We start from the raw sequence: 22,428 nt of genomic DNA on the forward strand, positions 1-22,428 counted from the left end.
CGACCGGGACGAGCCGGCGGTTCAGCCCACACCGGTCGGCGGTGGCCCCGTGGGGGTCTCGAGGCCTGTGCGCCCTTGCGCGAGGAGGACGCGCGTCACCTTACGCAACAGCCATCCCTTGATCCCGGGAAGACTCGCGGCGATCTGCTCTTCGATGGCCAGCTTGTCGTAGTACGAGCGGAGCCGGTGGATCCGGGCCGACCCATCGAACTCGTAGACCGTGACCACCGGAGCTCGATATGCGATCCCCCGGTACGTCTGGGTCATCCGACCTGGGGTTACCCCAGGGTCGTGTGGCGGGAGGGGTCCCCCCTTCGGCGTGGCGTGGCCCGGACCGAGCGGTGCTTGTCACCGGTCGGGGCCACCGCCGAGGTACTGCGCGACAGGGGCGCTACAGCGTTGGTAGAGGAGCTGACGGAGGACGTCGTGGCAGTGTCGGCCTCGCTCTCCGGCAGGGGCAGGAGGTAACCGATGAGTACCACGGGAGATCGTCGGTCTGCCCGGAAAGCGAAAGCCCGTGCCGATCGCGCGTTGTGCCCGGTCGCGGTATCAGCCACCTTGGGGCTTCGGGTCGCTGATGTGGCGGAGGCGATGCGCGCCCACGCCGTCGCGAGGCCACTCGACGTCGCGACCGCCGGGCGCCGGCTCCGCGGCGCGGAGCCCATGCCGGACCGGGTCTGTCAGCTGCTCGCCCGCAAGGCCGTACGAGCAGCTCGGCGGTGCGCCGGCAACGGAGCCGGGCGTTTCGAGGAGGAGCATGCGAACCTGCTCCGGTCCGAGCGGGTGCACCGGCTCCTCGAATCCGGCAGGCGCCGACGCTTCGACGAGCCGGCGATGATCACGGTGCGGGACGTCGCCTTCCGGGCGGCGAGACCTTGCGCGCGGCGCGACGGCGGGCGATCTCTCGGACGGCGAGCGGGCGGCTCTGCGGATTGTGGGTGTGGACCCGGGACTGCCCCGCACCGCTAACGCAGGCGCAGCAGGACCAGGGCCAGGGCCGTGCCGTCCTCGCCGAGCTCCGCGGCGTATCGGCGGATCACGCTCATGTCGTGGGCGTGGGTGACGCGGGGCGCGCCCGTCCCGACCCGGAGCTGCCCGATCCGTCGTTCGAGCGCGATGCGGCGCCGCACCACGGCGAGGAGCTCGGCGTCGAGGCCGTCGATGTCGGCGCGCAGACGGGGCAGTTCGGAGTCGGTGGTGCCTGGTTCGGCAACGGCGGTCATGATGCCTCCCTTCGGGATTCGGTGTGTTCGCTGCATCGATACTCCCGCGCGGGCGCGGCGGGTAACAGCCACCCCAGGTGGCGGATTCGCCACCCCGACGGGGTCACTGTCACCGGCGCGCCGTCGGATCCGGTCACAGTGCCCGCCGGTAACCGCGGATCACCGGCACGGCGCACACCGCGAGCAGGGCGACCGACCAGGCCACGGTGCGCAACAGCGGCCCCTGGACGGCGCCACCGAGGGCGAGCGCCTGCATCGTCTCGACGGCACTCGTCATGGGCTGGTTGCGGATCACCGGCGCAAGCACCTCCGGGTACGCACCGATCGGCACGAACCCCGGGTTGAAGAACAGCATCAGCGTGCACAGCAGCGAGATCGATTCGATGACAACGGTTTTCGCGGCCATGAGCGCGGCCGCGGTGACCAGCGCGGCGAACGCCACCCCGAACAGCACCGGCACCGCCAGGAAGCCGATCGCGGCGAGCGGGCCCCGCTGGAAGCGGAAGCCGAGGACGAAGCCGGCGGCGACGATGACGACGGTGGTCACGGCGATGCGCACCGCCTCGGCGAGGAACCGCGACGCCAGCGCCGACGCCCGGTGGACGGGCAGCACCCACAGCCGCGCGGGCAGCCCGGCCGCGCATTCGCGGCCGAGCGTGACGGCGCCGGCCAGCGAGCCGAGCAGGGCGCTCATCACGACGACCATCGGCACCGTCCCATACAGGGCGTCGTGCCCGGCGAACGCCGAGACCTGCCGGCCGAGCACCGCCTCGAGCATGAGCAGCAGCAGCACCGGGTAGGCGAGGCTCTGCAGCATCGTCATCGGATCCCTGCGCCACCGGGTGAGCAGGCGCCCCGCCTGCAGCCAGGTGTGCCTGACGAGAGCGGGTACCGAGTTCTCGGGTGCGGTCACGGTGGTGCTCATCGCTGTCTCCGATTCGTGCGGGCCGCCAGGGGGACGACGACCAGAAGGATCCCGCCGAGCCACAGCAGCGTCGGCGTCAGCGCGGTGGCGGTGGCGGTGCCGTCGGCGAGACCGCGCAGGCTCGACGCGAACTGTGAGACGGGCTGGTTGCGGACGAACGGCTGGATCCAGGCCGGAAACTGGTCGATCGGGACGAAGCCGCAGGAGAGCATCCCGAGCACGAGCTGCGGCAGCATCAGTGCCTGGGTCGTGGCTTCCGGGCTGCGGAACAGGGTGCCGATCACGTCGGCGCCGAGCGTGAGGACCATCCCGACGGTCAGCGCGAGTGCGCAGAACCCGACGGCTGCGGCGGTTCCGGCGAACCGGAACCCGATCACGTGCCCGCAGCCGATCGCCGCCGAGAGCGACAGCGCGCACTTGACGGCGCTCGCGGACAGGCGCGCGGCGAGCGGCACGGCCGCCGCGATCGGCATCGTCGCGAAGCGGCGGTCGATGCCGTGCACCGCGTCGGTCGCGGCCAGGAAGGCGGCGGAGATCGCGGTGAAGGACACGGCTTGCAACGCGATCAGCGGCATCAGGAACTGCCCGTAATCGACGGTTCCGCCGGTGAACAGGGCGATCACGCGTTGCAGCGGCACGTAGAACCCGACGGTGAACACGAGCGGCGCGACGAGCGCGGTGACGAGTTCGCCGCCGCGGATCGCCGGGATCAGGGTGCGTACGGACAGCACCCACCACTGGTAGAGCGGCGAGGGAACCGGTGCGACGGTCGTCGTGGTCATGCCACCACCTCGAATCGCGGCCGGGCGGCGGTGAGGGCGAGGAAGACCTCGTCCAGCGACGGTTGCCGCAGCGCGATGTCGGAGACGGCGACGCCGTGGGCGGCGACGGCGGTGGCGACCTGCGCCAAGGTGCCGGCGCCGTGCGGCGCGGGGATCGTGACACGGTCGGCGGCGACCTCGATCGCCGCGGCCGGCGCGAACCGGCCGAGCACGTGCGCCACGGCCGGCACGTCGGCCACCCGCACCGGGACGACCTCGCAGAAGGTGGCGCCGACGCGCTGCTTCAGCTGGGCGGGGGTGCCCTCGGCGACGACGGTGCCCCGGTCGATGACGACGATCCGGTCGGCGAGCAGGTCGGCCTCCTCGAGGTACTGCGTGGTGAGCAGCGTGGTGACGCCCTGGGATTTGAATCCGGCGATCAGGTCCCAGACCCGTTGGCGGCTGCGCGGATCGAGCCCGGTGGTCGGCTCGTCGAGGAACACCACCTGGGGCGGGACGACGAGCCCGCAGGCGATGTCGATGCGGCGGCGCATGCCGCCGGAGTACTTGCCGACCCGCCGGTCGGCGGCGTCCTCGAGGTCGAATTCGGCGAGCAGTTCCCGCGCCCGGGCGCGAGCCGCGCGGCGCCGCAGCCCGAGCAGCCGGGCGAACAGGACCAGGTTCTCGAAGCCGGTGAGCATATCGTCGAGGGCGGCGTACTGGCCGGTGAGCATCACCGCGCGGCGCACCCCGGCCGCGTCGGCGACGACGTCGTGGCCGGCGACGACGGCGCGACCGGAATCCGGCCGCAGCAGGGTGGACAGGATGTTCACGGTGGTGGTCTTGCCGGCGCCGTTGGGGCCGAGGACGCCGAGGACCTCGCCGGCCTCGGCGGTGAAGCTCACGCCGCACAGGGCCGGGACCGGCCCGAAGCTCTTGGTGACGGCGTCGACGAGGACGGCTGGGGTCGAGGGGGACATGGTGCTCCGTTCGGAAGGGGTGGACTGCGGGATCAGGACGCGGCGAGGTACCGGTCGTCGCCGAGGTGCCGATCGAGCACCGCGGCCAGGGCGGGCACCGCGTCGGGTGCGGTCATCCGGTCGTGCTCGACGTCGAGCAGGTGGTTGTGCATCGCGCCGGTGACGTAGGGCCCCCAGCCGGCGAAGCCCCCGGCATGGTGCGTCTTGTCGGCCGTCGCGGTGACGAAGACGAGATCGCCGTCGTAGAGCGGCGGCCGGTACCCGGCGAGCAGCGATGCCGAGCCGTTGTAGGCGGCGGTCATCCGGTCGAGGTGACCGGCGTCGACGGGGGCCCCGGTGTGGGTCCGGATCAGCGCGGCGGCCTCGGCCGCCGTCAGCGCCGGATCGGCGTCGGGCAGGCCCAGCGACGAACCGAGGGTGGCGACGAGTTCGCCGACCGTCAGCGGTTCCGGCGCGGCAACGTCGCGGGCGATCAGGTCCGCGTCGAGCAGCGCGAGCAGCGCCACCTCCTCGCCGGTCTCGCGCAGCCGCGCGGCGACGGCGTGGGCGATGAATCCGCCGAGGGACCAGCCGAGCAGGTGGTACGGGCCGCTGGGTTGGACCGCGCGGATCTCGTCGACGTATCGCTCGGCGTACGCGGCGATCGTTTCCGGGGCGTCCTCGAGGCCTTCGAGATGCGGGGACTGCAGTCCGTACACCGGCCGTCCGGGGGCGAGTTGCGCGGCGAGCCCGGCGTAGCACCAGGCCAGTCCGGCCGCCGGATGCACGCAGAACAGCGGGGCGCCGTCGCCCTCGGTGCGCAGCGGCAGCCGCACCGCGAACGGTGAGTCCGGCTGCCCGGCGGTGTCCGCGGCCTCGATGCGGGCGGCCAGGGCCACCGGGGTGGGCGCCGAGAACAGCTGGATCACCGGCACGGTGGTCCCGAGGGCGGCGCCGAGCCGATCGCAGACCCGGGTGGCGTCGAGGGAGTTGCCGCCCAGGTCGAAGAACGAATCGTCGATCCCGACCTGCGCGAGGCCGAGCACCTGCGTGAACGCGGCGACCACCGCCTCCTCCGTCGGTGTGCGCGGAGCGCGCCCCGAGCCGGCCGCGAACACCGGCTCGGGCAGCGCCGCCCGGTCCAGCTTGCCCACCGGGGTCAGCGGCACCTCGTCGAGCACGACGACCGCCGCCGGCACCAGGTGTCCGGGCAGCAGCTCGGCCGTCCGGCGCTGCACCCGGGCCGGGTCGAGTTCCTGCCCCGGAGCCGGGAGCACGTACGACACGAGCACCTGGGCGCCGGACGGGCCGGGCCGCCCCACGGTGACCGCGTAGTCGACCTCGGGCAGTCCCGTGAGCGCCGCGTCGATCTCCCCGACCTCGACCCGCATCCCGCGGACCTTGACCTGATGATCACCCCGGCCGAGGTACTCGAGTTCGAGCCGGCCCCCGGCCCGCACCCACCGCACCAGGTCGCCGGTGCGATACATCCGCGCCCCCGGGACCTGCGGATGCGCCACGAACCGGCCCGCGGTCAACCCCGCCCGCCCGTGATAGCCCCGCGCCAGCCCGTCCCCGGCCAGGTACAACTCCCCCACCACGCCCACCGGGGCCGGCCGCAACCGCCCGTCGAGCACCAGCGGCGTCACTCCGCGCACGGCCGATCCGATCGTCACCGCCCGTCCCGGCGCCAGCGGTCCCGCCGTCGCCCAGATCGTCGCCTCCGTCGGCCCGTACAGGTTCAGCATCGTCCGCCCCCCGGCGAACCGCTCGACCAACTCGGCTCCGACCGCCTCCCCGGCCACCGCCAGCACCTCGACCGACGTCAATGCCGCCGGCTCCAGCGTCGACAACGCGGCGGGGGTGACGACGAGGTGGCTGACCTGGGCCGCGCGAAGCCGGTCGGCGAGTTCGGCGCCGCCGACCACCGTGGGCGGTACGACCACGAGCCGCGCGCCGACCGCGAACGCGGCGAGCTGTTCGAACACCGCGGCGTCGAAGCTCGGCGAGGCGATGTGCGCGATCCGGGCCTGCGCGGTCAGCGCCAGGGTTTCCCGCTGCGCGGCGACGAGGTTGCCCAGTCCGCGGTGGGTGACGGCGACCGCCTTCGGGGTGCCGGTCGAGCCGGACGTGTAGATCAGGTAGGCGGGATCGTCCACGTGCACGGCCGCGGCGCGCGGCCGCTGCGGGACGAGTGCGAGACGCGTGTCGGCGTCCGGGCCGTCGAGCACCAGCCACCCGACCGAGCCGGGCAGGCGGTCGTGGTGCGCGGTCACGGTGACGCCCAGGACGGCCCCGGAATCGGCGAGCATGTACTCGATCCGTTCCTGCGGGTGCCGCGGGTCGACGGGCACGAACGCCGCTCCGGTCCGTGCGACCGCCCAGACCGCGAGCACCGATTCGAACGATCGGGTCAGTGCCAGGGCGACGAGGGTGCCGGGACCGGCGCCGCGCGCGGTGAGCGCGTCGGCGAGCAGCGCCGCGCGGGCGTCGAGCTCGCGATAGGTGACCTGCCGGTCGTCGGTGACCACGGCGACGGCGTCGGGTCGCGCGGCCGCGGCGGCGTGCAGCAGCTCGGGCAGGGTCACCGGGGTGACGGGCTGCGGGCCCGCGCTGGTGCGCAGGTCGTCGGCCTCCTGCGCGTCGAGCAGGTCGACGTCGCCGATCGCGGCGTGCGGGTTCTCGGCGACCGCCGTCAGCAGCCGGCCGAAGCGGGCGGCGAGGGTCCGCGCGGTGCCGTCGTCGAACAGGTCGGTGGCGTAACCGAGCGTCACCTCGAGACCGGCGGGTTCGCCGTCGGCGGTCGTGCGTTCGCGCAGTGTCAGGCTCAGGTCGAAGGGTGAGGCCTCGTGGGCGACGTCCTGCAGCTCGATGCGCAGGCCCGCGACCTCGAGCTCCGGCTCCTCGAAGTTCGCCAGCGCGAGCGAGACCTGGAACAGCGGGTGGTGCGCGGTGGACCGGGCCGGGCGCACCGCCTCGACCACCTGATCGAACGGCAGGTCGGCGTGGGCGAACGCGGCCAGGTCGGCCTCGCGCACCTGCGCCACCAGGTCGGCGAAGGCGACGTCCGGCCGCACCGGGGTGCGCAGGACCACGGTGTTGACGAACATCCCGACCAGGTCGTCGAGTTCGGCGGCGCCGCGGCCGGCCACCGCGGTGCCCACCGCGATGTCGTCGCCGGCGCCGAGGCGGGACAGCAGCGCCGCGAGCGCGGCGTGCAGGGTCATGAACATCGTGGCGTGTTCGGTGGCGGCGACGGCCCGCAGCCGGGCGTGCACGTCGGCGTCGACGGCGAGGTCCACGTCGGCGCTCGCCATGGACTGCACGGCCGGGCGCGGCCGGTCGGTGGGCAGGGTGATGCGGTCCGGGAGCCCGGCGAGGGTCTCCACCCAGAATTCGCGCTGTTGCGCGGCCGTCGATTGCGGATCGGTCTCGTCGCCGAGGATGTCGCGCTGCCACAGCGTGTAGTCGGCGTACTGCACCGGCAGCGGCGCCCACGCCGGGGCCGCACCCGCGGTGCGGGCGGCGTACGCGGCGATCAGGTCCCGGGCCAGCGGCGCCACCGACACCCCGTCCGCGGCAATGTGGTGCAGCACCAGCACCAGCACGTGCTCCTCCGCGCCCAGACGCAGCACCCGGGCCCGCACCGGCAGGTCCACGGTCAGGTCGAAGCCGGCCCCGGCGAAGCCCGCCACGGCGGCATACACGTCGGCAGGTGCCTCGGTGAGGTCGAGGGGGACGCCGGCGTCGACGGCCACCTGGTGCGGGCCTTCCGCGTCGGCGGGGAACACGGTGCGCAGGCTCTCGTGCCGGTCGGTCACGTCCCGCCATGCCGTGGTCAGGGCCGCGGCGTCGAGGGGCCCGGACAGGCGCAGCGCCACCGGGATGTTGTACGCCGCGGAGGTGGGGTCGAGCTGGTTGAGCACCCACATGCGCTGCTGCGCCGGGCCGAGGGGCACGCGGGCCGGCCGGGGCCGGGCCGTGAGGGCGATCCGCGGGGCGGGACGCTCGAGCAGCCGCACGGCGAGCCCCGCGGGGGTGGGCGCCTCGAACAGGTCGCGCACCGCCAGGGCGGAGCCCGCGGAGTTCAGGCGGGCGACGACGCGGGTGGCGTCGAGGGAGTTGCCGCCCAGGTCGAAGAACGAATCGTCGATCCCGACCTGCGCGAGGCCGAGCACCTGCGTGAACGCGGCGACCACCGCCTCCTCCGTCGGTGTGCGCGGAGCGCGCCCCGAGCCGGCCGCGAACACCGGCTCGGGCAGCGCCGCCCGGTCCAGCTTGCCCACCGGGGTCAGCGGCACCGCGTCGAGCACGACGACCGCCGCCGGCACGAGATGGGCGGGCAGCAGCTCGGCCACCTGCGCCCGCAGTGGCTCGGCCTCGAGCTCGCAGCCCGGCGCCGCCAGCACGTACGACACCAGCACCGGCGACCCGGCCGGACCGGTCCGGCCCACCGTCACCGCATAGTCCACCTGCGACAACCCGGCCAGCACCGCGTCGATCTCCCCGACCTCGACCCGCATCCCGCGGACCTTGACCTGATGATCACCCCGGCCGAGGTACTCGAGTTCGAGCCGGCCCCCGGCCCGCACCCACCGCACCAGGTCGCCGGTGCGATACATCCGCGCCCCCGGGACCTGCGGATGCGCCACGAACCGGCCCGCGGTCAACCCCGCCCGCCCGTGATAGCCCCGCGCCAGCCCGTCCCCGGCCAGGTACAACTCCCCCACCACGCCCACCGGGGCCGGCCGCAACCGCCCGTCGAGCACCAGCGGCGTCACTCCGCGCACGGCCGATCCGATCGTCACCGCCCGTCCCGGCGCCAGCGGTCCCGCCGTCGCCCAGATCGTCGCCTCCGTCGGCCCGTACAGGTTCAGCATCGTCCGCCCCCCGGCGAACCGCTCGACCAACTCGGCTCCGACCGCCTCCCCGGCCACCGCCAGCACCTCGACCGACGTCAATGCCGCCGGCTCCAGCGTCGAGAGCACCGACGGCGTGAGGACCATGTGCGTCACCTGCTCGGCATCGAGCAGCGTGGCGAGTTCGGCGCCGCCGACGACGCCGGCCGGAACCGACACCAGGCAGCCCCCGGAGCCGAACGCGGCCAGTTGTTCGAAGATCGCCGCGTCGAAGCTCGGCGAGGCGAAGCCGAGGACCCGCGCGTCCGGTCCGACCGCGAGCGAATCATCCTGGGCGCGAACGATGTTCGCCAACCCGCGGTGGGTGACCGTGACGGCCTTCGGGGTGCCGGTCGAGCCGGAGGTGTAGATCAGGTAGGCGGCGTGGTCGGGATGCAGCGGCCGGGTCCGGTCCGCGTCGGTCAACGGCGCGGCGGATTCGGCGGCGGATGCGGCCCGCAGCGCCGGGTCGTCGAGCTCGAGCCAGGTGAGCGCGCCGGGCAGCGCGGACCGGTGCGCGGTCGTGGTCAGCCCGAGCGTGGCACCGCAGTCGCCGAGCATGTGCGCGATGCGCTCGGCCGGATACGCCGGGTCGACGGGCACGAAGGCGCCGCCGGCCTTGGCGACCGCCCACACGGCGAGCACCGACTCCGCCGAGCGGGGCAGCGCGAGGGCCACGCGCACGTCCGGGCCCACCCCGGCGGCGACGAGCAGGCGGGCGAGCCGGCCGGCGGCGGCATCGAGTTCCCGGTAGGTCCAGGTGGTGCCGTCGGCACGCACGGCCGGGCGCTCGGGGTGCGCCGCGGCGGCGGCCCCGAGCAGCGTGGGCAGCAGCCACGGCCCGACACCGGCGGGACCCGCCGTCGCGTGCAGGGCGGCGGACTCGGCGGCGTCGAGCAGATCCACGTCCCCGACGGGCACGGCCGGGTCGGTGGTGACGGCGGTGAGGAGCCGCACGAACCGCGCGGCGATCGTGCGCGCGGTGGCCTCGTCGAACAGGTCGGTGGCGTAGGTGAGGGTGGCGTCCAGCCCGGCGGGCCGGCCGTCGTCGCCGGTGTGTTCGCGCAGCTCGAGCCCGAGGTCGAACTGCGAGGAGCCACGCTCGACGTCCTCGACGGCGATCTCGAGCCCGTCGATCTCGAGGGTGGGTGCCGCGAAGTCGGCCAGCGCGAGGGAGACCTGGAACAGCGGGTGGTGCGCGGTGGACCGGGCCGGGCGCACCGCCTCGACCACCTGATCGAAGGCGACGTCGGCGTGGGCGAACGCGGCCAGGTCGGCCTCGCGCACCTGCGCCACCAGGTCGGCGAACGTGGCGTCGGGCCGCACCGCGGTGCGCAGGACCACGGTGTTGACGAACATCCCGACCAGGTCGTCGAGTTCGGCGGCGCCGCGGCCGGCCACCGCGGTGCCCACCGCGATGTCGTCGCCGGCGCCGAGACGGGACAGCAGCGCGACGAGCGCGGCGTGCAGGGTCATGAACACGGTGGCGTTCTCGGCGCGGGCGAGGCGGCGCAGCGCGGCGTGGACGCCGGCGTCCACGGTGAAGGCGACGTCGGCGCTCGCGCCGGACTGCACCGCGGGTCCGGGCCGGTCGGTGGGCAGGACGACCCGATCCGGCAGGCCGGCCAGGGTGCGGGTCCAGAAGTCCAGTTGCCGGGCGGTGGTCGAGTCGGGGTCGTCGGGCTCGCCGAGCACCTCGCGTTGCCACAGCGTGTAGTCGGCGTACTGCACCGGCAGCGGCGCCCACGCCGGGGCCGCACCCGCGGTCCGGGCGGCGTACGCGGCGATCAGGTCCCGGGCCAGCGGCGCCACCGACACCCCGTCCGCGGCGATGTGGTGCAGCACCAGCACCAGCACGTGCTCCTCCGCGCCCAGGCGCAGCACCCGGGCCCGCACCGGCAGGTCCACGGTCAGGTCGAAGCCGGCCCCGGCGAAGCCCGCCACGGCGGCATGCACGGCGTCCGCGGGGACGTCGACAAAGTCCGGACCGGTGGGCGCCGCGTCGACGATCACCTGGCGGGGGCCCTCCGCGTCGGCGGGGAACACGGTGCGCAGGCTCTCGTGCCGGGCGGTCAGGTCGCCGAAGGCGGCGGCGAGCGGGGCGATGTCGAGCCGGCCCCGCAGGCGCAGCGCCACCGGGATGTTGTAGACGCCGGACGCGGGGTCGAGCTGGTTGAGCACCCACATCCGGTGCTGCGCCGGGCCGAGGGGCAGGCGGGCCGGCCGCTCCCGTCGCCCGAGTGCGACGGCGGCACCGGTGCGGCCCGCGGCGCGGGTGGCCAGCGCCGCGGGGGTGGGCGCCTCGAACAGATCGCGCACCGCCAGGGCGGAGCCCGCGGTGGCGTTGATGCGGGCGATCACCCGGGTCGCGTCGAGGGAGTTGCCGCCCAGGTCGAAGAACGAGTCGTCGGCGCCGAGCCCGTCCAGGCCGAGGACGTCGGCGAAGGCGGCGGCGGCGGCGGTCTCGACCGGTCCACGCGGTGCGCGGGCCGGGCGCCGGCTGCGGCCGAAGTCCGGCTCCGGCAGCGCCGTCCGGTCCAGCTTGCCGACCGGGGTGAGCGGAACCTCGTCGAGGACGACGACCGCGGCGGGCACGAGATGGGCGGGCAGCTGTTCGCCGAGCCGGTCCCGCAGCCGGTCCGGGTCCAGCCCGCGGCCCGGCACGGGCCGCACGTAGGAGACGAGGACGGCCGAGCCGGTGGGACCGGGACGGCCGAGCGTGGCCGCGAAGTCCACGTCGGCGACGGCGGCGAGGGCCGCGTCGACCTCCCCGAGCTCGACGCGGATGCCGCGCACCTTGACCTGGAAGTCGGTGCGGCCCAGGTATTCCAGCACCGGGCCGCCGTCGGCGGCGCGGGTCCAGCGCACGAGGTCACCGGTGCGGTACATGCGCTCCCCGGGCCGTCCGGGATGCGCGACGAACCGGCTCGCGGTCAGCTGCGGACGGCCGTGGTAGCCGCGCGCCAGCCCGGGACCGGCCAGGTACAGCTCTCCGGCGGTGCCGAGCGGCACCGGCCGCAGCCAGCCGTCGAGGACTTCGGTTTCGGTGCCGGGCACACCGGCGCCGAGGGTGACGGGCGCATCGGCGGTGAGGGGGGCGACGGTGGCCCAGATGGTGGTCTCGGTGGGGCCGTAGAGGTTGAACATCGTGCGGCCGGGCGCCCACCGGCGCACCAGGTCGGTGGGGACGGCCTCACCGCAGACACCGACGACCCGCACGGTGTGCGCGGCGGCCGGGTCGAGGGTGGCCAGCACCGCGGGGGTGAGGACGAGGTGGGTGACGCCCGCGTCGGCGAGCCGGTCGGTCAGTTCGTCGCCGCCGACGACCGTCGGGGGTACGACGACGAGCCGGGCGCCGGCGGCGAACGCGGCGAGCTGTTCGAACACGGACGCGTCGAAGCTCGGCGACGCCACGTGCGCGACCCGTGCCGACGGGGTCGGCTCCAGCACGGCGAGCAGTGCGTCGACCAGGTTGCCGAGGCCCCGGTGGGTGACCGTGACGGCCTTCGGCGTCCCGGTCGAGCCGGAGGTGTAGATCAGGTAGGCCGGGTCGTCGAGCCGGGCCGGTGACGGCACCGCGGGGCCGGCCGGGGTGCGGCGGGCGGTCGCGGGATCGTCGAGCACCAGCCACGTCGTCGCGGAGCCGGGCAGCCGGTCCCGGTGGGCGGTGACGGTGACGCCGAGGCGGGCGCCGGAATCGGTGAGCATGTGCTCGATCCGGTCCAGGGGGTGGCGCGGGTCGACGGGGACGAACGCGGCGCCGGTCTTCGCGACCGCCCACACGGCGAGGACCGATTCGAGCGAGCGGGTCAGCGCGAGCGCGACCAGCGTGCCGGGTCCGGCGCCGTGCGCGGCGAGCAGCCCCGCCAGGGCGGCGGCCCGGTCGTCGAGTTCGCGGTAGGTGAGCTCGGCGGTGCCGGCGACGACGGCGACCGCATCCGGGTGACGGGTGGCGGTGCCGGCGAGGATGTCGGCGAGGGTGACGGCCCGGTCGCGGGCCGGCACGAATGGGGCGTCGACGCCGGGGGCGCCGAGCGCGGCGATGCGGCGGTCCGGGGTCCGGGCGAGCGCACCGAGCAGCTCCGCGCACCGCTCGAGGATGCGGCGCGCGACGCCGTCACCGACCGAGGCGGGGCGGTAGCGCACGCTCAGCTCCGGCCGGGCGCCCGGCTCGACGATCAGGCTCACGGGGTACGGGGTGGCTTCGGCGCCGGTGACGCCGAGGACCCGCATTCCGGCGCCGTCGGCGGTCGCGGACAGGGCGTCGCGGTCGAGCGGGTAGGACTCGACGACGGCGAGGGTGTCGAACAGTTCGGTGACGCCGGCCGCCCGGTGGATCTCGGCGAGCCCGAGGTGCTGGTGCTCGAGCAGCGCCGCCTGTTCGGCCTGGAGGCGGCGCAGCAGGTCGGCGCCGGTGTCGGTGGGCTGCAGGCGCACCCGCACCGGCACGGTGTTGACGAACAGGCCGAGCACGGCGTCCACGCCGGGCAGCTCGGGCGGGCGGCCGGAGACGGTGGAGCCGAACACCACGTCGGTGCGGCCGGTGAGCTCGGCCAGGGTCAGCGCCCACGCCGCCTGCACGACGGTGGCGAGGGTGACGTCGTGGGCGCGGGTGGCAGCGTCGAGGGCGGCGGCGGTTTCGGCGCTCAGCGCGACGGTGTGGGCGGCGCCGCCGGTGTCGGCGGGGTCGTCGTGCGGGGCGACGAGGGTGGGGGCGTCGATGCCGTCCAGGGCGCGGGCCCACGCGGTCCGCGCGGCGACGAGGTCCCGGCCGGCGAGCCAGGCCAGGTGGTCCCGGAACGACGGCGCCGGTCCGGGCACCGCCGCGCCCGCCGCGTAGGCGGTGAGCAGTTCGGCGACGAGCAGCGGGGTGGACCAGCCGTCGAGGACGAGGTGGTGGTTGGTCAGCAGCAGCCGGTACCGGTCGGCGGCGGTGCGGACCAGGTGGACGCGCAGCAGCGGCGCGGCGGCCAGGTCGAACCGGTCGGCGCGGTCCGCGTCGAGAATGCGCGCCAGCTCGCCGTCGGTGTCGGCACGGCCGCGCAGATCGGTTTCCCGCCAGGTCACGTCGGCCGTGCGGAGCACGACCTGGAGCGGGCCGGCGGCCGTGTCGCGGAAGGCGGCCCGCAGGCTGTCGTGCCGGTCGACCACGGACTGCGCCGCGGCGCGGAGCCGGGCGGGGTCCACGGTGCCGGCGAGTTCGAGCACGGTCTGCACGGTGTAGTCGTCGGGGGCGTCGGTGGCGGCGTACCCGGTGTGGAACAGCAGCCCGGCCTGCAGCGGGGACAGCGGCCACACGTCGGCCAGGCCTCCGCGGTCGCGCTCCCACGCGTCGATCCGGTCCTGGTCGACGGCGACCAGCGGGAAGTCGGAGGGGCTGTGACCGCCGGCGGCCGGGTCGCCGACGTGCCAGGCGAGCGCGGCGAGCGCGGCCACCCACAGCTGCGCGAACTCGTCGACGGCGTCCTCGTCGAGCAGGCCGGTCGCGTAGGTGAAGGTGGCGGCGAGGCCGTCGGCCTCGACGGCGGCGTCGATGTCGAGCACCGCGGGCAGCGGCATCTGCGGTTCACGGGTGGCGGCGGTGCCGAGCGGCAGCCACGGTCCCTCGACCGTGGTGTCGATGCGGCCGAGGAAGTTGAACGCGATCTGCGGGGCCGGATGCGCGGGCAGGGTGCCGGCGACGTACCGGAGCAGGCCGTAGCCGATGCCGTGGTCGGGAACGGCGGCGAGCCGTTCCTTGACCGACCGGATCGCCGCGCCCGCCGCGGCACCGCCACCGAAGGCGTCGTCGACGTCGATGCCGGTGAGGTCCACGTCGAGGGGGTGCACGGTGGTGAACCATCCGACGGTGCGGGACAGGTCGGCTCCGGGGACCGCCGCCTCCTCGCGGCCGTGGCCCTCGACCCCGACGAGCGTCGCGGGGGCGGTGCGGCCGCGGTTGCGGCGCCACCGCTCGGCCGCCAGGCCGAGCGCGGCGAGCAACGCCTCGGCGGTGCCGCAGTGGAAGCGCTGGGGCACGGCGGTCAGCACGGCGTCGGTGACCTCGGCGGGCACGTGCACGCGCAGCTGGGCGGAGGTGGCGACGGTGTCGCGCGCCGGATCGAACGGCCGCTCCCCCAGTGCCGGGTCGGGCGTCGCGAGAATCCGCTCCCACAACGGCAGTTCGTCGCTGCGGTCGGCCTCGGTCAGGCCGTGCGCCCACCGGCGCAGCGACGTGCCGACCGGGGCGAGGGCGGGCGCGGCACCGCCGGCGAGGTCGGTGTAGGCGGCGGCCAGGTCGGGCAGCAGGATGCGCCAGGACACCGCGTCCACGGCGAGGTGGTGGACGACGGCCACGAGCAGGTCGTCGCGGCCGTCGGGCGAGGCCAGCCACTCGAACTGCGCGACGATCCCGGCGGCCGGATCGAGTCGGTCCGCCGCGGCCTCCAGCGCGGCCGCGGCGGCGCCGCGTGGCTCGTCGACGGCGGCGCGGCGCAGCACCGCGTCGGCGGCGACCGCGCCGACGGGGAGCACCTCGAGCGTGCGGGCAGCGGTCAGCCGCATCCGCAGCGCGTCGTGCCGATCGAGCAGCGCCTGCACGGCCCCGGCCAGGTGCGCCGGGTCGGGATGCTCGGGCAGCCGGATCAGCACGGCCTGCCCGTACCGGTCGACGGGCCCGCCGCCGGCCAGCAGTTCGGCGACGATCGGGGTGGTGTCGACCGGACCGGTGCCGCCGCCGGGGAGTTCGGCAAGGACTGCGCCGGCTCCGGTGTCCGCCACCGCGACGGCGGCCAGAGCGGCGACGGTGCGGCGCTCGAAGACGTCGCGCGCGGTGAACCGCAGTCCGGCGGCGCGGGCGCGGGAGACGAGGGTGATCGCGACGATGCTGTCGCCGCCGAGGGCGAAGAAGCTGTCGTCGGCGCCGACTCGTTCCACGCCGAGCACCTGGGTGAACAGGGCGGCGATCACTTCCTCGCGGGCGCCCTCGGGGGCGCGGCCGGCGGTGGGGGTGCCGAAGTCCGGGGCGGGCAACGCGGCGCGGTCGATCTTCCCGACGGGGGTGAGCGGCAGTTCGGGCAGCACGGTGATCGCCGCGGGCACGAGGTAGGCGGGCAGGGTGTCGGCGAGTTCGCCGCGCAGGGCGTCGACGTCGACGGCGGCGCCGGCGTGCCCGACGACGTAGGCGGCGAGGACGGTCGCGCCGGCGGGCGTGGTGGCGCCGACGGTGACGGCCCGGGCAACGGTGTGGTGCCGGAGCAGCGCGGCGTCGACCTCGCCGAGTTCGACGCGGAACCCCCGGATCTTGACCTGGTGATCGGTGCGGCCGGCGAACTCGAGCGCGGCGGCTGCGCCGCCGGTGTGTCCTTCGGGCTCCCCTGGCAGCCCAAAGGACGCACCGCGCCAGCGCACCAGGTCACCGGTGCGGTACATGCGTTCTCCGGGCGCGTACGGGTCGGCCACGAAGCGGGCGGCGGTCAGGTCGGGGCGGCCGAGATAGCCGCGGGCGATCCCGGCGCCGGCCAGGTACAGCTCGCCGGTGACCCCTGCGGGCACGGGCTGCAGCCGGCGGTCCAGGACGAGGGCGCGCATGCCGCGGATCGGGGTGCCGACCCCGACCCGGTCGCCGCGGTGGTGCGGAGCCGCGAAGGTGGCGGTGACGGTGGCCTCGGTGGGGCCGTACGCGTTGAGGAACGCCCGGCCCACCGACCACCGATCGGCCAGGTCGGGCGGGCAGGCGTCGCCACCGACGACGACCGTGCCGATCTCGGGGTGGTCGTCGGGGTCGAGGGTGGCGAGCACGGCCGGGGTCGCGTCGAGGTGGGTGACTCGTCCGGCGCGGAGAACCTCGGCGAGCTCGGTGCCGCCATAGGCCTGCGGCGGCACCACCACCAGGGTGGCGCCGGCGGTGAAGGTCACCAGCAGCTCCTCGATCGAGGAGTCGAAGGCCGGCGAGTACAGGTGGGTGGCGCGCGAGCCGGCGGCGACGGCCAGACGCGCGCGGGCGTCGTCGGCGAGGTTCGCCAGGCCGGCATGGGTGACGACGACCCCCTTGGGGGTGCCGGTGGAACCGGAGGTGTAGACGACGTAGGCGGCGTGCTCGGGCCGCAGCGGGATTCCCCGCTCCGCGTCGGTGACCGGGCCGGCGTCCGCCGCCGTGACCGCGGCGACGGTCGCGGGGTCGTCCAGGGCGATCCAGTCGGTGTCGTCGGGCAGTCCGTCCCGGTGCGCGGCGACGGTCAGGCCGATGCGGGCGCCGCTGTCGCGCAGGACGTGCTCGAGCCGGGCCCGGGGGTGACCGGGGTCGACGGGCACGAACGCGGCTCCCGTCTTGGCGACGGCCCACACGGCCTGCACCGATTCGACGGACCGCGACAGCGCCAGCGCCACCGTGGTCTCCGGGCCGGCGCCGCGGGCGAGCAGCAGCCGGGCGAGCCGGTCGGTGGCGGCGTCCAGGTCGGAGTAGGTCACGGTGCGCGCACCGTCGATCACCGCGACGGCGCCGGGGTCGAGGGCCGCCCCGGCGGTGAGCAGGTCGGCCAGGGTGCGGGGCGGCACCGGATCGGCGCCGCGGGCCGGGACGAGGGCGGCGCGCTCGTCGTCGCCGAGCAGGTCCAGGTCGGCGAGACGCCGGTCGGGTGCGGCGGTGGCGAAACGGTGCAGGAACGCGAGGAACCGCCGGTGGTGCGCGGCGAGCTCGTCCCGGTCGTACAGGTTGGGGTTGGCCTGGAAGTCGAGGTGCGTGCTGTGGCCGCCCGGATAGAGGTTGACGAACAGGTCCTCGATGAGCCCGGAGGTGAGCACGTGGACCCGCCCGGTGAGCGCGCCGAGCCGGACCCGGTGGTCGAACAGCATGAGGTTGACCGAGGGGCCGAACCCGGCGGCGTGATCGCCGGTGAGACCGAGGTCGCGGGCGATGTCCTCCTGCCGGTACCGCTGGCGGCGCAGTGCCCCGGTCAGCTCGAGTTCCGCCGCGGCGATCACGGCGGCGACGGTGGCGGCGTCGGTGCGCAACCGCAGCGGCACCACGTTGGCGAGCATGCCCCCGGAGCGGCGCAGCGTGGCGGTGGTGCGGGCCGAGACGGGCAGGCTGAGCATCACCTCGTCGTGGCCGGTCATCCGGGCGAGGTAGGTGCCGAACGCGGCGACCACCAGCGGTGCGAGGCTCGACCCGCGCCGGGCCGCGGCGTCGCGCAGGGCCTGCTCGGTGTCGGCGGGCAGCTCCGCGCCGACCAGCAGCGGGTGCGCGTCGGCGGGGGCGGCCCGGCCGGCCAGCGACACGGGATCGCTCAGCCCGGCCAGGTGCTCGGTCCAGTACGCACGGTCGGCCTCGAACCGCGGGGAGCGGCGGTAGGTCTCGTCCGCGGCGACGATGTCGGGCAGCGCGGCGGTGCGCGGCGTGTGCACCGCGGTTCCGGTGACGGTGGCGGTGTAGAGCTCGGCGGTGCGCGCGACGAGGGTCATCGCGCCGACGCCGTCGAGGGCGATGTGGTGGATCCGGGCGTACCAGAACCAGCGGTCCTCGGCGATGCGGAGCACGGCGGTGACGGCGAGCCGGTCGGTGCACATGTCGACCGGGGCGGTGTAGTCGCGCTCCATCCATTCGCGGGCCGCGGCCACGGGATCGGCCTCGCCCCGCAGATCGACCACCGTCAGCCGCTCGCCGGTGTGCACGACCGTCTGGAACGGGTGGCCGTCCTCCTCGACGATGCGCAGGAAGCCGGTGCCGAACTCGCGTCCGACGGCACGGGCGGCACCTTCGAGGGCGTCGAGGTCGAGGTCCCCGGCGATGTCGACGTACTGGGCGATGTTGACGGGCGTGGCGCCGGCCAGGTGCTGTGCGAACCAGATCCCGCGCTGGGCCGCCGAGAGCGGGAACGCGCCGGCGGGCTGCGGGGCAGCGAAATGTTCTTGGGCGACCGGGCTTTCGTGCAACACGGGGGTACTCCTGACGACCGGTGGACTGTGCTGCTTCCACGGTCGTCCGCAGACCCCGGTGCCGATACCGACCCCAGCGGTGGGCGCGGCACCCGCAGGGGTGGTCGAGAATCACCCTCGGGTGCGAGAACTCCTCAGCCGGTCCAGCCCGCGGTGGGATCGCGCCGCCACAACAGGTCGTGGATGGCGTCGACGGCGTCCCCGGCGGAGGTCACGGCGAGCACCCCGGCGGCGGGCAGCGGCCACCCCCCGATCGAGATCACCGGGACGCCGGTGCGGACGGCGAGCGCGATCTCGCTGAGCGTGCCCCAGCTGCCGCCGACCGCGATGAGCGCCTCGCAGGTGCGTACCAGCAGGGCGTTACGCATCTCGCCGAGACCGGTCGGGATCGACACGGTGAGGTACGGGTTGGCCTCCGCGCGGTCGTCGCCGGGCAGCAGGCCGAGGGTGGTGCCGCCGGCCTCCGCGGCTCCGCGCGATGCCGCGGCCATCACCCCGCCCAGTCCCCCGGTCACGACGACGGCGCGTCGCGCCGCGAGCAGCCCGCCGACCTGACGGGCGATCCGGCGTTGTTCGGCCGTGGCCTCCGCGGGCCCGACCACGCCGACATACCGCTGCGCATCCATGACGCGATTGTCCACCACCCAGGGTGCAGAAGTGGCCCCCTGAGGTGAAATCCACCACCACCGGGGTTGCTCGCCCGGCACCGGCATCCGGCGGATCCTTGTCCGCATGTCCACCCTCCGCACCGAGCGTCTCGTACGCCGCCATACGGTGATCGCCGACGACGGCGTGCCGCTCGCGGTCCACGAGATCGGCGCGGCCGGCGCACCGCTCACCGCCGTGTTCGTCCACGGGCACTGCGGCCGCACGGAAACCTGGTCGCCTCTTCGGGATTCGCTGCTCCGGCGCCGCAGAGCGACGCTGCGGATGGTGTTCTTCGACCACCGCGGTCACGGCGCGTCCGGCACCGCCGGGCCGGAGACGTACACCGTCGAGCAGCTCGGGCGCGATCTCGCGGCGGTGCTGCGCGCGGTCTCCGCCGGTCCGGTGGTGCTGGTCGGCCACTCGATGGGCGGCATGACGATCCTGTCCTACGCCCGTCAACATCCGCACGAGATCGGCACCCGGGTCGCCGGGATCTGCCTGATCGGCACCGCCGCCGGTGATCTCGGCCGGTCGGGGCTCGGGCGGTACCTCGAGAGCCCCGCGGTCGAGTTGTTCCACCGCGCGGTGCAGCACGCACCCGGCGCCGTGCAGCACGCGCTGCACCTGGGCGGACGGGCGGTGCGGCCGCTGAGACGGGCGGCGCAGCGACGCGCCCCCGGTTCCCGGTGGGCGGCCCTGCTGGCGGTGCTCGCGAACGACACGCCGGTGGTGACGATGGCGGCGTTCCTGCGATCGTTCGCCGTGCTCGACGAATCCGCCGCGTTGGCGGTGCTCGCCGCGGTCCCCGCGCTCGTGCTGTGCGGGTCGGCGGACGAGTGGACCCCGTTCGAGCTGTCCGCCGGTCTCGCAGCGCGGCTGCCGCGCGCCGAGCTGGTGCGGGTCGACGGCGCCGGGCACTCGGTGATCGCCGACCGCCCCGCGGAGGTCGCGCGGGCCCTCGGCAGGTTGCTGCAGCGGGTGGGGTGAGCCGCAGGTCAGAGGTCGCGTTCGGTGATGACGCCGCTGTGCAATGCGAGCTCGGCGAGCCGGACCCGCTTCTGGTTCTGCGGCAGATCCTCGACACCGAACTTCGCGAACAGCGCCCGCAGATGCGTCTTGACGGCGTCGACGCTGAGGAACAGCTCGGTGGCGATGTCCTGGTTGGAGGCGGGGGTGGCGAACGCGGCGCCGTGCTTGTAGGGCCGGCACAGCGCGAGCAGGATTCCGCGTTGCGTCTCCGTGAGCGAACGCACCGTCGGCAGCTCCGACGCGACGCGGGTCGCCTCGTCCGGTCCGGCACCGATCTCCTGGAAGGTCAGTCGGATCGAGCCGATCCGGATGCTGTCGCCCTCCCGCAGGCGGCGGCGTCCGGTGATGCGTTCCCCGTTGAGGAACGTGCCGTTGCGGGAGAGCCCGTCGTCGAGGATGGTCCAGTGGGTGCCGATCCACTCCACGACGGCGTGCAGGCGGGAGACCTCGTTGTCGCCGGTGAACGCCACGTCGGAGCTCGGAGCACGGCCGATGGTGACGCGCGGCGACTCCGGCGACAGCTCGAACCGATGCTGCCGCCCCTGCTTGTCGACATACGACAGACGCGATTCGGTGACGACGCTCATCACAACCTCCAGGGCGCGGACTCAATCCTGCCCGTAGGTTGCAGCGTCGGCAAGGGGGTCGCGTCCCAACCGCAGCAGCGTCGCCGCCAGCGCCGAACCGTCCCGCCCCAGTGCCGCGGTGAACCGCGCGAGCACCGCCATCTCGCGACGCGTGTGCGCCGGCACCGTTCCGTGACCGGCGCGGCGCAGCCGGCCGGCGTGGTGCGCGAGACCGGTCCGGCGCCGGATCGCGGCGACGATCTCGGCGTCGACCCGGTCGATCTCGTCGAACACGTGATCCAGTTCGGCCGTGCCGGCGAGGGCGGTGGGGTTCGGGGTGAACGTTTCCGACGTTACGGTCACGGGGCCTCCACGGGATTGGCGGTCGGTCGCCCCATCGTGGCTCGGGAACGCCTTGTCCCCCAAGGACCCCTGGGGTGGGGAACACCCCACCCCTCAGCTCCACCCCTCAGCCGAGCAGAAGCGTCACCGCCACGAAGTAGATGACGATGGAGAGCAGGTCCTGGATCACCGTGGCGAGCGGGCCGGACCCGAACGCCGGGTCCTTGCCCAGCCGCTGCAGTGCCCACGGCAGGACCATCGCGACGGTGGTCGCGATGGTGCTGGCGGCCAGCACGGCCGATGCCACGGCGACCGCGAGATCCCGGTTTCCCGTCATGAGCAGCACCGCCGGCAGCATCGTCGCACCCAGCAGCGCCCCCACCGACAGGCCGGTCAGCACCTCGCGGCGCACGATCCGGCGGATCCCCACACCCACCGAGAACCCGCGGATGACCAGCGCCTCGGTCTGCGTACCGACCGCGTCCGCCAGGTACACGATGCCCGGCACGAAGTAGGCGACGGCGAGGTCGGCGTCGAGCTCGGCCTCGAAGACCTGCATCAGGCGGGCCGAGACCATGGCCCCGACCAGACCGACGACGAGCCACGGCAGCCGGTGCCACAGGCGTCGACGGATTCCCTCGACGCTCGAGGCCCGTGCCGCGTCCACCGAGTGCACGAAGCCGCCGAGCCGGGCCATGTCCTGGTCGTGCTCGTGCAGCAGCACGGCGAGCAGCTGCTGGGGCGCGATGAGACCGCGGAACCGGCCGCGGCCGTCCACGACGGCGAGGCCGGGTTCACCGTGCTGAACAGCCTTCCACGCGGCCCGTTCCTGCGCGGTGTCCGGACGCACCACCGGCGGATCCGGATCCATCACGTCGCTCATCCGGGTGGTGCCGGGGGCCGCCAGCAGCCGTTCGATCGTGACGAGACCGACGAGCACCTCACCGGCGAGCACGGCGACGACGGCGGCGCTGTCGAAACTGTGCTCCCGCATCCGGTCGAGCACCCCGGCAACCGTGTCGTCCGGCCCGGCAAGCGGGACGGCCGCGAAGCTGTGCCGCAGCGCGGTGCCGGGACTGCCCTGCTCCCATGCCTGTGTGTCGGCAGATTCGACCATGCCCCACCGTTCCTCCGGCCGCGCTCGTCCCGAGGTTCGATCGTG

At 74.8% G+C, this 22,428-nt stretch carries 11 protein-coding genes; 1 reads left to right on the forward strand and 10 read right to left on the reverse strand.

Annotated elements, in window-relative coordinates; genetic code table 11:
• Nucleotides 1-21: 21 nt before the first annotated feature.
• From KZJ41_RS16285 to KZJ41_RS16315, 7 genes are all read right to left on the reverse strand, one after another.
• On the reverse strand, nt 22-267 hold the full coding sequence (locus KZJ41_RS16285; RefSeq protein ID WP_155951782.1) for a hypothetical protein: 246 nt from the start codon (nt 265-267) through the stop codon (nt 22-24).
• Nucleotides 268-965: 698 nt separating this feature from the next.
• The gene (locus KZJ41_RS16290; RefSeq protein WP_006935401.1) at nt 966-1,223 is read right to left on the reverse strand and encodes a chorismate mutase; all 258 of its coding nucleotides are present in this window, start codon (nt 1,221-1,223) and stop codon (nt 966-968) included.
• Nucleotides 1,224-1,356: 133 nt separating this feature from the next.
• Nucleotides 1,357-2,148 (reverse strand): ABC transporter permease, encoded by a 792-nt coding sequence (locus KZJ41_RS16295; protein WP_029544126.1) that lies wholly within the window; start codon nt 2,146-2,148, stop codon nt 1,357-1,359.
• Entirely contained in the window at nt 2,145-2,930 is a 786-nt protein-coding gene (locus tag KZJ41_RS16300; RefSeq protein WP_006935399.1) for an ABC transporter permease, read from the reverse strand. The genes KZJ41_RS16295 and KZJ41_RS16300 overlap by 4 nt, the downstream gene beginning before the upstream one ends.
• A complete protein-coding gene (locus tag KZJ41_RS16305) occupies nt 2,927-3,889 on the reverse strand; it encodes an ATP-binding cassette domain-containing protein (protein WP_251549287.1) in 963 nt (320 codons plus the stop codon). The genes KZJ41_RS16300 and KZJ41_RS16305 overlap by 4 nt, the downstream gene beginning before the upstream one ends.
• Nucleotides 3,890-3,921: 32 nt before the next feature.
• On the reverse strand, nt 3,922-18,681 hold the full coding sequence (locus KZJ41_RS16310) for a non-ribosomal peptide synthetase (protein ID WP_251549289.1): 14,760 nt from the start codon (nt 18,679-18,681) through the stop codon (nt 3,922-3,924).
• A 134-nt stretch (nt 18,682-18,815) separates the two neighbouring features.
• A complete protein-coding gene (locus tag KZJ41_RS16315; protein ID WP_029544130.1) occupies nt 18,816-19,307 on the reverse strand; it encodes a TIGR00725 family protein in 492 nt (163 codons plus the stop codon).
• Between the two features lie 106 nt (nt 19,308-19,413).
• On the opposite strand from KZJ41_RS16315, the gene KZJ41_RS16320 reads away from it, so the two are divergent.
• Nucleotides 19,414-20,316 (forward strand): alpha/beta fold hydrolase, encoded by a 903-nt coding sequence (locus tag KZJ41_RS16320; RefSeq protein WP_102799765.1) that lies wholly within the window; start codon nt 19,414-19,416, stop codon nt 20,314-20,316.
• An 8-nt stretch (nt 20,317-20,324) separates the two neighbouring features.
• Here KZJ41_RS16320 and KZJ41_RS16325 read toward each other — a convergent pair whose 3' ends face one another.
• The 3 genes from KZJ41_RS16325 to KZJ41_RS16335 form a co-directional block, all read right to left on the reverse strand.
• Nucleotides 20,325-20,945 carry an FHA domain-containing protein gene (locus KZJ41_RS16325; RefSeq protein WP_006943787.1) on the reverse strand — a complete coding sequence of 207 codons (621 nt, stop codon included), beginning with the start codon at nt 20,943-20,945 and terminating at the stop codon, nt 20,325-20,327.
• Nucleotides 20,946-20,966: 21 nt separating this feature from the next.
• Entirely contained in the window at nt 20,967-21,287 is a 321-nt protein-coding gene (locus KZJ41_RS16330; protein ID WP_006943785.1) for a chorismate mutase, read from the reverse strand.
• A 106-nt stretch (nt 21,288-21,393) separates the two neighbouring features.
• Nucleotides 21,394-22,383: a magnesium transporter gene (locus tag KZJ41_RS16335; protein WP_006943783.1), complete on the reverse strand. Its 990-nt coding sequence runs from the start codon at nt 22,381-22,383 to the stop codon at nt 21,394-21,396.
• Between the last annotated feature and the right edge of the window lie 45 nt (nt 22,384-22,428).

It is taken from the genome of Rhodococcus sp. 11-3 (genome assembly GCF_023704055.1).
Taxonomy (GTDB): Bacteria; Actinomycetota; Actinomycetes; order Mycobacteriales; family Mycobacteriaceae; genus Rhodococcus; species Rhodococcus aetherivorans.